The sequence below is a fragment of the Brachybacterium sp. J153 genome (assembly GCF_036311905.1).
GTDB lineage: Bacteria > Actinomycetota > Actinomycetes > Actinomycetales > Dermabacteraceae > Brachybacterium.
Genome location: NZ_JAZDCH010000018.1, coordinates 25,804 through 39,244, shown reverse-complemented (window position 1 = coordinate 39,244; position 13,441 = coordinate 25,804). Strand labels below are relative to the sequence as shown.

Genomic DNA, 13,441 nt, shown 5'->3' with positions numbered 1-13,441 from the left:
TCTCCGTCGTCGGAGCGGTCGCGGTCGACGACGATCCTAGTCAGACGCGGGGCGGGGCGGGGTCTCGGGTCGGATCACCCGCCCCCCACTCCCCGGAGTCCCTGATGCCCCTGCACGGCACCGTCCAGCTCCACCCCGCCCATGTCGTCGACCCCGTCCGGCGGCGCACCGCCCGGCCCTGCTGAAACTCCGGGCCTGGCGTGACCTCACCGCCCCACAGAGCTTCAGGTCACGCCACGCGCGGAGTTCCAGCGGGCAGAGCACCCGACCGAGCCACCGGCAGTTACCTACGGCACCCGAACTGCCTCCGCCTAGCCTCAGCCGGTGACCACCTCGAGCACGGCCCCGGGCCGCACCAGCGCCCGGTCGAGCCCCACGCCGGCCGCGCGATAGCGGCGCTCGAGCGCACGGGCCGCCGCGAGGTCCATCGCCTCTCCGTCGACGCGCAGCTCGCGCACTCCGCAGCCGGTCTCCCCGCGGCGGAATCGGACCGTGAGCAGCCCGCCGTCGTAGGGGATTTCCGCCTCGGCACCGTCGAGCGCGCCCGGAAGCACCGGGTCGACCTCGAGCCGTCCGGCACGGGCGCGGAGACCGAGCAAGTCCTCGACGATCATCCGCAGCAGCAGCCCGGGACCCGAGGAGTACACACGCCAGCCGCCCTCGAAGTCGACCGTGCCCTCGCGCATCCGGGCGCCCTCGGCGGCGGCGGTCGCCCGGTCGGGGAAGACCGCGTCGGAGCTCGAGAAGTAGCAGGTGGACTGGCGGATCCGGGCGGAGTCGACACGGTCGGAGAGCCCGATCGGCACGGCCTTCAGCAGCTCGGTCCAGGCCCGCTCGGGCTCGCCGAGGCGGGTGAGCGCCTCGACGTAGCGCAGGTGGGCGTGCATGTACATGAGCCCGATCTCGCGGCCGAAGAAGGTCGCGGTCTCGGCCCGCTGGAAGACCTCCATGACGCCGCCGTGGTAGCCGACGGGCCGGTCGAAGAGGTGGATGCCGGTGGGTCCGGTGAGGTGCGCCTCGAGCAGGTCGAGGTGGTGGCGGGCCTGCTCGGGGGCGAGCAGCTCGTCGGCCAGGGCGTGGATGACCTGCAGGGATCCTCGCTGGAGACCGGTGGTCTCATCGCGCGGGTGGACCAGGTGGCGCACCTCGCCATCGCGCAGATGGGCGTACCCGGCCAGTTCACCGTCCACCAGGAGCAGCTCGGCGAAGGCCTCGGCGGCGCCGTCGGCGAGGTCCTGGCAGCGGGCCGCGAGTGCGGCGACCTCCGGGTCGGCGCTCGGGTTCGCGTGGGTGCCGAGGGCCGCGGCGAGGTGGCCGAGGGCCTTGATCTCCAGTTCGGTGGTCCAGGTCGAGCAGAGGCTCGCGGCGAGCGCGGGGCTCGCCGGCTGCAGGGAGTCGTTCCAGTCTCCGTGCCCGTAGGCGGGCAGCCGCGGGTCCTCGGTGCGCTGACGGGAGATGTGCTCGACGGCGCGCAGGGCATGGTCGAGCACGCTGGTCGGCTCGCCGAGGCGGTCCGCGCCGACCCATCCCGCGGTCTCGGCGAGGATGCTCGCATCGCCGGTGACCTCGAGGTACTCGGCGAGGGCGAGCAGCGGCCAGTAGACGACGTCGCCGTGCGCATCGCGCAGGCCGGGACCCGCGTATCCGGGGAGATAGTCGAACCACTGCGGCCAGGTGCCGTCCTCCTGCTGGGCGCCGAGCACGGTCAGCAGGGTGCGGCGCAGCTCGGCCGGCTCGTCGGTGGCGAGCAGCAGACCGACAGGTCCCTGGCACACGTCGCGCGTGCCCCAGGCGCCGCCGGTGTACTGCTCGAGGCCGCGCGGGGAGCGGAAGTGCACGGAGGCGTTCTGCGCGAGCCAGGCCAGGGTCTCGCCGACGGCGGCGACTTCCAGCTCGGCGGCGGCCGACGGGGCGGTCGTGTCGGTCGCCGCGGTCGCGGGGTCGCCCGCTGCCGAGGGGGCGGCCGACGCGGCGGTCAGTCGCGGCAGGCGCGGTCGGTAGGGCTCCACCTCCGCGTCCGCGCCGGCTCGCCCGAGCAGCACCTCCGCCTCCCGCGCCGCGCCGAGGGCGACGGTGCGCAGCCGCGAGTCGCGGGCGACGGCGTCGGAGAAGAGCGCGGAGTCGTCCGTGATCTCGAGGCTCTGCCCGTCGGCGGCGGCCTGCAGGGACAGCTCCTCGCTGCCGTCGACGAGGAGCAGCAGCTCGCCCACCGCGCCCGTGGTGGTCACCGTGAGGCGGACCGTGCCGGGCAGGGCGACCTCGGCGCGCACGCGCACCGTCGCCTCACCGTCGGCAGCCACTCCGTCGGCCGCGACGTACAGCCAGGTGCAGACCTCCTCGCCCACGGACCAGGCGGTGGGCAGACCGAGCAGCTGCCAGTCGCCGCCCTCGGCGCGGCGGAGCAGGCGGACGCCGCTGGCCCGCTCGAGGCCGAGGTAGGAGCGGCGCACGCCGGTCAGCTCGCCGCTCGAGGCGTGGCCGATCGTGAGCTGCGAGCAGAACACGCCGCGCATCCAGGCGGTGGAGGCGACGACGTCGAGGTCCGCGGCGGCGCGCGCATGGACCTGCTGCACGTGGCCGTGGGGGCGCAGCACCGCGCGCTCCTTCGCGGCGGCGACCACGTGGCCGGCGGGCCCGAAGGCGGAGAGGACGGCGCCGCGGTCCTCTTCGAGCAGGCGCAGCGCACCGCCGGCGAGCGCCTCGAGATCGATGCGGATCGCCTCGCGCACGGGCAGCTCGGCGGCGGTCGCGAGGAGGCTGCGGGGCACATCGGTGTTCTCGGCGGCGGGCGCAACGGCCTCCGCCGCACCCTCCCCGTCGAGCACCCGCTCGCGCAGGGCGTCGACGAGGGCGGCGTCGGCTTCGGTCGTGGCCGCGGGGTGGTCGGCGACGACCGCGCCCCAGAACACCGTCGACCAGCTCTCGCCGGGGGCGAGGGAGACCACGGCGGTGCGCAGCGCGGCGAGGGTGTGCTCGTGCTGGAGCCGCTCGGAGGGCAGGTCACGGGCGGGATCGAGGCCGGCGCCGGTGCGCTGGTCGAGGAGCTGCAGCGCGTCGGTCCCCCACTGGGCGACGGGGGCGTCGGCCCCGATCACGGCCCACGGCACCTCGCCCGCGGGCATGTTCTGCCGCACGGCGAGCGCGAGCCCGGCACCGTCCGCGCCGTGGCGCACCGGGGTGAGGTCGAGGTACTGGGCGACGTACTGCTCGTTCCGCCGCACGGCGTCGCGCGGGGTGAGCGCCGCGTCGAGGGTGTGCAGCAGATCCACCTCGACGGCGGAGCCCCGATCGTTGCGCACGGTGACGCTCCAGGCCCAGCCCTCGCCGGCCGCGGCGAGGCGGGCGGTGGCGGCGAGGCCGGCGGGGGCGCTCTGCACCGTGCCGTCGGCCGCGCGGACACCCAGCACGGCGGGGCCGGTGAGCGGCGCGGTCATCTCCCAGGCGGAGGCGCCGACGGGGCGGACCCGCAGGTGCACGCCCGCAGGTCCGGACTCGGCGGGAGTGGCCGGGTACTGCAGCAGGCTGAGCACTCCGGCGTCGAGGCGGGCCGGGTCGCCCGCGGGGGTCAGCTCGAGGGCGATCGGCAGGGTGCGCGTCGCGTGGGGCGCGGCGGTGGTCGTGGAGGTCATCGGGTCTCCTCGGGGAGGTCGGGGGAGGTCTCGGGGCCGCTGGGGCCCGGGGTCGCGCAGCCGCAGCTGCCGCGGTGGACGATGCGGGAGTCGAGGACGACCGGTTCCGGATCGGGGTCGGCGCCGTCGACGAGGGCGGCGAGGCGGCGGGCGGCGAGCGCGCCCAGCTCCTCGACGGGCTGGGCCACGGTGGTCAGGCCCGGGCGCACGTAGCGGGCGGCGTGCACGTCGTCCCAGCCGACGACGGCGATGCCGCCGGGGACCTCCACGCCCTGCTCCTGCAGCTGGTGCATGAGCGCGAGGGCCAGCTGGTCGTTGCCGCAGACGATCGCGTCGAGGTCGAGGCCGTCGGCGACGATCTCGCGCGCGACCTGGGTGCCGGACTCGTCGACCGCGTCGGCCGCGAAGGTCGTCGCGCTCTCGAGCCCGGCATCGCGCAGGGCGCTGAGGTAGCCCGTGTAGCGCGCGCCGATGTCGGAGTCCGGTTCGGGCCGGCCCAGGAAGGCGATGCGGCGGCGGCCCGCCTCGATGAGGTGCGCGGTGAGGCGGGCGGCCGTGACCTCGTTCTCGGTGAAGAAGGCGTCGCGGCCGGGGATGCGGCCGCGGGCGGCGGTGACCACGGGCCGACGACGGCTGATCTCCGCCACGAGGGCGTCGTCCGCCGCGCTGCGCGACATGAAGGCGATGCCGTCGACCTTGCCGGCGAGCTGGCGCACGGCCCGCTCCGGGTCGGTGTCGGGGCCGGTCAGGAGGATGACGACGGACAGTCCGAGGTCGCTCGCGGCGGTCTCGAAACCCACCAGCACGGCCGCGTAGTAGGGGCCGTCGATGCCGGGCAGCACGAGACCGAGCGCGTTGGTGCGCCGGCCGGCGAGGGCCCGGGCCGATCCGTCGGGGACGTAGTTCAGCTCGCGCGCGGCGGTCAGCACCGCCTCCCGGGTGCGGGGCGCGACCTTGTCGCTCCCGGCGAGCGCCCGGGAGACCGTCGCGGTGGAGACGCCCGCGCGTTCCGCGACCGCGTAGATGGTGGCGGAGCCCCGCTCGGACCTCTTCGTCGTCTGCCTGCTCATGCCCTGCGCCTTCCTGCTCGACCTCGATGACCGTGCGGCCCGCGTCGACCGCGGCCCTCTCCACCCCCGCCGGGAGGGTCCTCGACGTGCCCGGCTGTGGTGGATATGCTTGTCCCCCAGAGGTGCAAGCGCTTACATGACCTCACCGTAGACGACGGTCGACGCCGCGTCCACCCGACAGCGGGCCCCCGGCCCGACCCCCGACACCGACGACGGGATGTCCCCGCATGCTCACCATCGACCGCCGCCGCCTGCTGATCCACGGAGAGCCGCGGCTGATCCTGGCCGGCGAGATCCACTACTTCCGCGTGCCCCGCGAGCAGTGGGCCGCGCGCATCGCGCAGCTCGTCGAGTCCGGCGCGAACACCGTGGCCAGCTACATCCCGTGGGTCTTCCACGAGCTGCCCGACGGCACCCTCGACCTCACCGGCGCCACCCGCCCGGAGCGGGACCTCGCCGCCTTCCTCGACCTCTGCGCCGAGGCGGGGCTGTGGTTCATCGCCCGCCCCGGCCCCTTCCAGATGGCGGAGCTGAAGAACGAGGGCCTCCCCTATCGGCTCTACTCCGAGCACCCGGAGATCGTGCCCGTCGGCTGGGACGGCGCGCCCGCGCCGAGCCGCACCGTCGACTACCTCGCCCCGGCCTTCCTCGCCGAGGCCGACCGCTGGTACGCCGCGGTGATGCCGCTGCTCGCCGAGCGGTTGATCCAGCACGGCGGCCCGATCATCTCGGTGCAACTGGACAACGAGATCGGCATGCTCGCCTGGGTCACGAACTCCCCCGACCTCACCGACGATCTCCTCTCCGACCTGCGCGGATGGATCCGTGAGCACCGCGCGGACGCCGCCGGGACGTACCCCGCGCTCGAGGAGGACGACGCCGCCTGGGCCCGCGCCGTGCGCAGCCCCGAGGAGGCCTGGGCGGGCGCCCTGCGTGTGGACCTGACGCGGTTCCTGCGCGGCCGCTTCGCCCGCTACGTCGACCATCTGCGCGCAACCGCCGAGTCGCACGGCGTGCGTGATGTGCCCTTCCTGATCAACATCCACGGCACAGAGCAGGGCTCCGCGCTCGGCATCAGCCAGCTGGTCGAGACCTATTCTGGCCGGCCCGGCTACCTCTCCGGCTCCGACCACTATGCCGGGGACATGACCCTCGACGTCACGACCGACATGTACGTGCTGAACGCCTTCCAGCAGGCGGTCCACGACGACGACCAGCCGCTGACCTCCCTCGAGTTCGAGGCCGGGACCGGCGACTACGGCGACGGGATGGAGCGGCTCGCCGAGCCCGCCACCGCCGACCTCAAGAGCCGCCTGTTCGTCGCCCAGGGCAACCGGATGCTGAACTACTACCTCTTCGCGGGCGGACACAACCCGCCGCTCGACGAGCCCGTCGGCGACGGCAACGACCGCCTCGCCTTCACCGGGCGCCGGCACGGCTTCGCAGCCCCCGTCGGCCCCGAGGGCCAGGCCTCCCCGACCCTCGCGCCCCTCGCCGCGGCCATGCGTCAGCTGGCGCTGCACGAGTGGCACCTCGCGAGCGCTGTCGAGGAGCTCGACGACCTCGCGCTCGGCCTCGTGCTCGACTCCTACGCGACCGAGCTGCGGCATCCGGGCAGCGAGATCATGGGCGAGATCGTCCAGGACCTCGAGCTGCACCGCGGGCCCGGCCAGCGCAAGGCCCTCGCCCGCTCCGCCCTCTTCCAGGGCTACCGCTTCGACGCGGTCGACGTCGCCTCCCCCCGTCCGCGACCGGGCGGCGCCGGACGCAGCGTGCTCATGCTCGCCTCCTCGCGGCACCTCGATGCGCACGTGCAGCAGCAGCTCGCCGATCACGTCGCCGGCGGCGGGGGGCTCCTGCTGCTGGGCGTGCTGCCCGAGCGGGACCTCGAGGGACGGCCCTGCCGGATCCTCGCCGATGCCCTCGGCCTCTCCGCCGCGGCCGTGCGCCACGACTCCTCGCGCTTCCACCCCTCGGTGCACTGGACCGAGGACCGTGCGGTGCTCGACGAGACGCGGGTGGGTTGGTTCCAGGAGCTCTCGGGCCCGGACGCCCGGCCGGTGCTGACCACCGTCGACGGCGAGACCTGCGGCGTCGAGGTGCGGCGCGGCGAGGGGCGGGCGATCCTGCTCGCCGCGGGCCTGCCCTCGCACCTGGGCCTGTTCGGGCAGGCCCTCGAGCGCCTCGGCGCGACGCCCGGTCTGCGCCTGCGCTCGAGCGTCCCCGGGGTCGTCGCCACGACCACCCGCGACGAGCACGGCGGCCGCATGCTGCACCTGCTCAACGTCACCGGCTACCGGCCGGACGTCACGATCGAGCTCGACGGGGAGCGACTCGAGCTGCGCCCCGCCCCGCACACCGGCTACCTGCTCGCGCGCGGGCTGGACGTGGGCCGCGCCCGGATCGAGGAGGCGAACGCCGAGCTCACGAGCATCTCCGATGAGCTGCTGACCTTCGCCGAACCGGCCGGGGATCAGCTCCGGGTGGTGCTCCGGACCGACGCGCCGGTCACGGCCGACGGGCCCGGCGCCCGCGCCGCCCGCTCCGGGGAGCGGGTGCTGGTCACGGCCGACGGCCCGGTCCGCGTGCACCTCGGCTGAGGGGGGCTCCGGGCAGGCCCTGCTGAAACTCCGGGCCAGGCGTGACCTCACCGCCCCTGGGGGCTTCAGGTCACGCCACACGCGGAGTTCCAGCAGCCGGCTCCCCGCACCCAGCAGCCCGGCAGCCTGGCCCGGCCTCAGCCCCGTCGCCCCCGCCCCCGGCGCCGCCCCCGGGTCCGGCGCGCCCACCGCGGAGGTCACGGCTTGTAGAGGTCGGCGAAGGGGTTCGGGATCGCCTCCAGCAGCCGCCGCGTGTACTCGTCGCGCGGGGTGCGGATCACGTCGATCGCCTCCCCGTGCTCGACCACGCGGCCCTTGTTCAGCACGATCACGTCGTCGGCCAGCATGCGGGCCGAGAGCAGGTCGTGGGTGATGTAGAGGATGCCCACGTCGGAGTCGGCGACCAGACGCTGGAGCAGTTCGAGCACCTCGGCGCGGATCGACACGTCGAGGCTCGAGATCGGCTCGTCGGCGATGATCAGCTCCGGATCGGCGGCGAGCGCCCGCGCGATCACCACGCGCTGGCGCTGCCCGCCGGACAGCTCGAAGGCGTGCCGGGACCGGTAGCGGCGGGCCGGCGTGAGGGCGACCCGTTCGAGCAGCTCGTCGATCGCCGCGCTCAGCTCCGCCCGCCCCATGGAGCGGTGGTTCTTCAGCGGCCGCGACAGGATGTACTCGAGGGTCTTGTTGGGGTTCAGCGACGAGTACGGGTCCTGGAACACCATCTGCACGAGGGAGCGGTAGCCGCGCAGTCCGCCGCCGCCGAGGGTGCCGACGTCGAGCGGGCCCTCCTTCGCGTGGAACGTGATCGTGCCCTTCGTCGGCCGGTCCACGCCCGTGATCATGCGGGCGAGGGTGGACTTGCCCGAGCCGGACTGGCCCACGAGCGCGGTGACCATGCCGCGGCGCAGCTGGAAGCTGACGTCGTCCACGGCGAGGGTCTCCCGGGTGCGCAGGCCCTGCCGGGACTGGAACACCTTGGTCACGCCGTCGACCTCGAGGAACACCTCGCCGCGCAGCGCCTCCTTGGTGTCCGCGACGGTCTTCTCGAAGGCGGGTCCGGCGAAGCGGACGGTGCGCGGCGGCAAGCCCTTCGTCTCCGGCGCCTCACGCTGCAGCCGCGCCACGTGGCAGGCCGCGCGGGGCGGGGCCCACGTGCCGTGGGAGTCGAGGCGCAGACCGGTGACGGCGTCGTCCGTCCGCAGCGCCGGCATCTCCAGCAGCTGCGGGGCATCGGTCAGGCACTGCGCGATCTTCTCCGGGCAGCGGGGCGCGAAGGGGCAGCCGGTCAGCGGCTGGGAGAGGTCCGGCGGACGCCCCGGCACATAGGTGATCCGGACCGTCTCCTGGCGGGGGTCGCCATAGGAGCCGAGCAGGCCCTTCGTGTAGGGGTGCAGCGGCTCGCGCAGCAGGTCGTCGGTGTCGTGCTCCTCGACGATCCGCCCCGCGTACATCACCAGGATCCGGTCGGAGAGGTCCATGACGGTGCCGATGTCGTGGCTGATGAACAGCACGGCGAAGCCCTGCTCCGCCTGGAGCTTGCGGACGCCCTCGAGGATGGAGCGCTGCACGACCACGTCCAGGCCCGTGGTCGGCTCGTCCAGCAGTACGAACTTGGGGTCGTTGACCAGGGCGAGCGCGAGGTTGACGCGCTGCTTCATACCGCCCGAGAGCTCGTGCGGGTAGGCGCGGATGAAGCGGTGGTCGATGAGGACGAGGTCGAAGAGCTCCTTGATCCGCTCGACCACCTCGGCGCCGCGACGCGAGGAGTGCAGCTCGATCGCGTCGCGGAACTGGTCCTCGACGCGCACCACCGGGTTCAGCGAGTTCATCGAGGACTGGAAGACGGTAGAGATGTCGCGCCAGCGGTAGGGACGCAGCTCCTCCTGGCTCATCGCGGTGATGTCCCGGCCGTCGAAGCGGATGGTGCCGCCCGTGATCCGGCCCGGCTTCTCGGTGAGCCGCAGCAGGGCCGTGCCCAGGGTCGACTTGCCCGAGCCGGACTCCCCGATGAGGCCCACGAACTCGCCGGGACGGATCGAGAAGGAGACGTCCTGCACGGCGTCGAGGGCCGGGTGGAGCTTCGGCTCGTAGCGGACGGTGAGGCCGTCGACCTCGAGCAGCGGGGCGTCGGGGGCGGGGCGGTTCTCGGCGAGGGCGGGGAGGTTCTCGGCGGGGCCGGTGCGTTCCCGGCCGACGGGGGCCGCGGTCGCGTCGGCGCCGCCGACGGTCGGCGCGGGCTGGTGCTCGTTGTTCTCGGCGTGCTCGCTCATGTCAGCCGTCCTCTCGCAGGTGCGGGTTCGAGATGAGGTCTATGCCGAAGTTGATCAGGGTCAGCGCCATGATCAGGCCCGACAGCGCGAGGCCCGGCACCAGCAGCCAGACCCACAGGCCCTGGGCGAGGGCGCCCTGCAGCTGCGCCTGGTAGAGCATCGTCCCCCAGGAGATCGACTCGGTGTTGCCGAGACCGAGGAAGCTCAGCCCCGCCTCCGCGCCGATCGCCCCGGTCGCGGCGCCGAAGAAGCCGGCGGCCACCAGGGAGGTCATCTGCGGGAGGATCTCGCGGAAGATGATCGTGGGGGTGCGGTCCCCGGCGAACTTCGCCGCGGTGACGAAGTCGCGGTGGCGCAGCGTGATCATCAGCGAGCGCTTGGACCGGGCGGCGCCGGCCCAGGAGATGATGCCGATGATCAGGATCGTGAACCACACCGAGCGGACCTCGGAGTAGGCCATCAGGGTGATGATCAGCGGCAGGGTCGGTACCACGAGGGCGACGTTGGTGACCAGCGAGAGCACGTCGTCGATCCAGGTGCCCTCGAAGTAGCCGGAGGTCAGGCCCACGATCAGGCCGAGCACCGTGGCGAAGAGGCCGCCGAACAGGCCGACGATCAGGGAGACCCGGGTGCCCCAGATCAGCTGGCTGAAGATGTCCGCGCCCTGGGTGGTGGTGCCCATCCAGTGCTCCGCGCTCGGCAGCAGCACCGGCGCGAAGGTCGTGTCGTCGCCGCGGTAGGGCGCGATCAGCGGGGCGGCGAGCGCGATCAGCACGTACAGGCCCAGCAGCACGACGCCGACGCGGGCCTTCTTCGAGGCCCAGAGGATCTGGAACCAGGAGGGGCCGTGGTCGATGCGGTCGGTCTGCTCCGCCTCGGCGAGGGCGAGGTCCGTCAGGACGCTCGCGTCGGCGGTCGCGGCCGACGCACCGGGCAGCGGGGCGGGGTCGCCCGCCGGGGAGGCGCCGGCCGCCCGGCCGGAGCCGCGCTCGTCGGCCGGACCGGAGCCGCGCGCCCCGTCGGGCCCGGAGCCTTTCGGGCGGGGGTGGACGTCGTCGTGGTCCGCCATGTCAGGCCGCCTTCCGGGCTCGGGGATCGAGGACGCCGTAGAGCATGTCGGCGAGGAGGTTCGCGATCAGCGTGCCGACGATGGTGAACAGCAGCAGCGCCTGCAGCAGCGGGTAGTCCTTGCCGGAGGCGGCCTGCTGCATGAGCCGGCCCATCCCCGGGTAGTCGAAGGTGGTCTCGATGAGGATCTGCCCGCCGAGGATGCCGCCGAGCGCCATCGCGAGGCCCGTCACCGAGGGGAGCAGGGCGTTGCGGGCCGCGTAGCGCATCGCGATCTGCTTGTCCGGCACGCCCTTGGCCCGGGCGAGGCGGATGTAGTCCTCGCCGAGGTTGAGGATCATCGTGTTGCGCATGCCGAGCACCCAGCCGACCGGCCCCAGCAGCATCAGCACCGCCGCCGGCAGGATCGAGTGCAGCACGGCGTCCCCGAGGAACTCGAGGTTCCAGCCCGGCATCGACGCCTCGTAGCCGCCCGATGTCGGGAACCAGCCCAGCACGTAGCCGAACACGAACAGCAGCAGCAGCGCGACCCAGAAGGACTGCAGGGTGCCGATGAAGGTCGAGCCGAGCGTGACCACCGAGTCGAAGGGCGAGTTGCGCCACCAGGCGGCGAAGGCGCCCAGCACCGTGCCCAGCAGGAAGGAGAGCACCAGCGTCACGCCCACCAGGACCAGGGTCCACAGCATCGCCCGTCCGATCACGTCCGTCACCGTCGCCGGGAAGTACGTGTACGAGTAGCCGAAGTCGCCGCGGGACAGCTGGCCGAGATAAGCGAGGTACTGCTCGAAGAGGTTGCCCTCGGGCTGGCCGAGCATGATCCGCATGGCCTCGATGCGGGCCGGGTCGATCTCGGTGTCACGACCGGAGATCTGGCGGATCATCAGCTCGGCGGGATCGCCGGGCTGGAGGCGGGGGATCAGGAAGTTCAGCGTGATCGCCGCCCACAGGGTGAGCAGGAAGTAGCCGATCCTGCGCAGGAAGTACTTCACGGTGCGCTCCGTTCCGGGTCAGGGCACGGCCGGGGCGGGGACCTCACACCCCGGCCGCGCGGCTCAGGAGGCGCTCGGCGGCACCAGGCGGGTGATGATCATGAGCATCTCGGAGTTGGTCCCGTAGGGGTCCTCCTCCGAGGGCCAGCCCTCCGCCTTGTCGGTGCGGTAGATCATCCGCGCCGGGGCGTAGAACAGCGGGGTGACCGGGTACTTCGTCATCATGATCTCGACGAGCTGACCGGTCAGCTCCTTCTGCGCCTCGGGGTCGGTCTCCCCCGAGAGCTGGGCGATGATCTCGTCGGTCGCCGGGTCCTCCCAGCGGCCCACGTTCGCCTTGACGGTGTCCTCGGTGGGGACCTGGTCCGAGGCGAGTTTCGAGCCCAGGTTGCGGGCCACCTCGCAGCCGCCGTGGAGGTACTCGAGCAGCAGGTCGAAGTTGGTGTCCTTCTTCGCCTGGTCCACGGCCTCGGGCGGTGACGTCTGCACCGAGGCGTTGATCTTCATGGTCTGCAGGTTGCGGACGATCACGTCGGCCGCCGCCTGGTAGTCGATCCAGCCCGCCTGCACCAGGAACTTCGGGGCGAACGCCGAGCCGTCCGGGAGGGTGCGGAAGCCGTCGGCGCCGACGGTGTACCCCGCGGCATCAAGCAGCTCCTCCGCCTTCGCGGTGTCGAAGGGCAGCACGGTGTCCTGACCGGCGTAGGCCTCCGGCAGCAGGTTCTCGGCGTAGGGCAGCTTGAGCCCGGTCTGCGAGGCGGGGGCCATCACCGAATAGGTCGCCTTGGCGCTGATCTCGTCCTTGTCGAGGCCCTGCGAGACGGCCTCGCGGAACTTCTCGTCGTCGAACGGGGCCTTGGTGAGGTTGTAGGTGAGGACCGTCGAGCCGGCCGGGGCGTACCAGAAGTGGTTCAGCTCCGGGTCCTTCGCCGCGAAGGCCTGCTCCGGGTTGGGGATCTCGCCCCAGTAGGCGTCGAGCTCGCCCGCGGCGAGCTTCAGCGCGGCGTTGGTGGCGTCGTAGTTGCCCTCGAGGATGAGCTCCTCGATGAGCACCTTGTCGGCCTGCCAGTAGTCCTCGCGGCGGGTGAGCTGCAGACGGCGGCCGTTGTAGGAGCCGAGGGCGAAGGGGCCCGTGCCGACGGGGGCCTCGTCGACGTACTGGGTCGGATCGCCGACCTCGCCCCACACGTGCTGCGGCATGATCTTCGCGGTGATCAGCGAGTCGAACTTCGCGGCCGCCAGGCCGGAGAAGCTGATCACGACGTCCTGGCCCTCGACCTCGACCGACTCAGCAGGGGCACCGAAGACGTCGGTCCACAGGCCGATGTCGTCCGCGCCGGGGTACTCCTTGCGCAGGTTCAGGGTGAAGGCGACGTCGTCCGGGGTGAGGGGCTCACCGTCGGACCAGGTCACGCCCTCGCGGATGGTGAACACCAGGGTCTGCTCGTCGCGCCAGGCGAACTCGGTGGCGATCCACGGGACCACCTCGCAGTTCATCGAGCTGCGGATCATCAGCGGCTCGTAGAAGTAGGTGCGAGACGTGACGTTCGGGGCGAAGGGGTTGAAGTTCGCGATGCCGGCGACGTTCTCCGCGACCTCGGACGGGAAGGTCAGCTGCGGGATCGTGGTGCCGTCGCCGGCGGGCGCGCCGCCACCCTGGTTGGTCTGGATCCGGCCCGAGCAGGCGGCGGTGCCGGCGACGAGCGCGGCGGCCAGCGGGCCGGTGGTGAGGAGGGTCCTTCTCTTCATCGAGTGCTCCTGAGATCGTGCCCGGCGTTCATGGGCAGAGGGTCCGCGCCGGAGGGTCTGCGC

General features: G+C 73.0%; 7 protein-coding genes. 1 reads left to right on the top strand and 6 read right to left on the bottom strand.

Going from position 1 to position 13,441, the window contains the following annotated elements; all coding sequences use genetic code 11:
* Positions 1 to 317: 317 nt before the first annotated feature.
* Positions 318 to 3,629 carry a GH36-type glycosyl hydrolase domain-containing protein gene (locus V1258_RS09225; protein WP_329749364.1) on the bottom strand — a complete coding sequence of 1,104 codons (3,312 nt, stop codon included), beginning with the start codon at positions 3,627 to 3,629 and terminating at the stop codon, positions 318 to 320.
* A complete protein-coding gene (locus V1258_RS09220) occupies positions 3,626 to 4,699 on the bottom strand; it encodes a LacI family DNA-binding transcriptional regulator (RefSeq protein ID WP_329749363.1) in 1,074 nt (357 codons plus the stop codon). Before V1258_RS09220 ends, V1258_RS09225 begins: the two co-directional genes overlap by 4 nt.
* 227 nt (positions 4,700 to 4,926) lie before the next feature.
* Here V1258_RS09220 and V1258_RS09215 point away from each other — a divergent pair, with 227 nt between their 5' ends.
* Positions 4,927 to 7,299: a beta-galactosidase gene (locus tag V1258_RS09215; protein WP_329749362.1), complete on the top strand. Its 2,373-nt coding sequence runs from the start codon at positions 4,927 to 4,929 to the stop codon at positions 7,297 to 7,299.
* Positions 7,300 to 7,496: 197 nt separating this feature from the next.
* Here V1258_RS09215 and V1258_RS09210 read toward each other — a convergent pair whose 3' ends face one another.
* From V1258_RS09210 to V1258_RS09195, 4 genes are all read right to left on the bottom strand, one after another.
* Entirely contained in the window at positions 7,497 to 9,572 is a 2,076-nt protein-coding gene (locus V1258_RS09210) for an ABC transporter ATP-binding protein (RefSeq protein WP_329749361.1), read from the bottom strand.
* A 1-nt stretch (position 9,573) separates the two neighbouring features.
* Complete coding sequence (locus V1258_RS09205) at positions 9,574 to 10,641, bottom strand: ABC transporter permease subunit (RefSeq protein ID WP_329749360.1); 1,068 nt, start codon at positions 10,639 to 10,641, stop codon at positions 9,574 to 9,576.
* Between the two features lies 1 nt (position 10,642).
* Positions 10,643 to 11,629 (bottom strand): ABC transporter permease, encoded by a 987-nt coding sequence (locus tag V1258_RS09200; protein ID WP_329749359.1) that lies wholly within the window; start codon positions 11,627 to 11,629, stop codon positions 10,643 to 10,645.
* Between the two features lie 63 nt (positions 11,630 to 11,692).
* On the bottom strand, positions 11,693 to 13,378 hold the full coding sequence (locus V1258_RS09195; RefSeq protein WP_329749358.1) for an ABC transporter substrate-binding protein: 1,686 nt from the start codon (positions 13,376 to 13,378) through the stop codon (positions 11,693 to 11,695).
* Positions 13,379 to 13,441 lie beyond the last annotated feature (63 nt).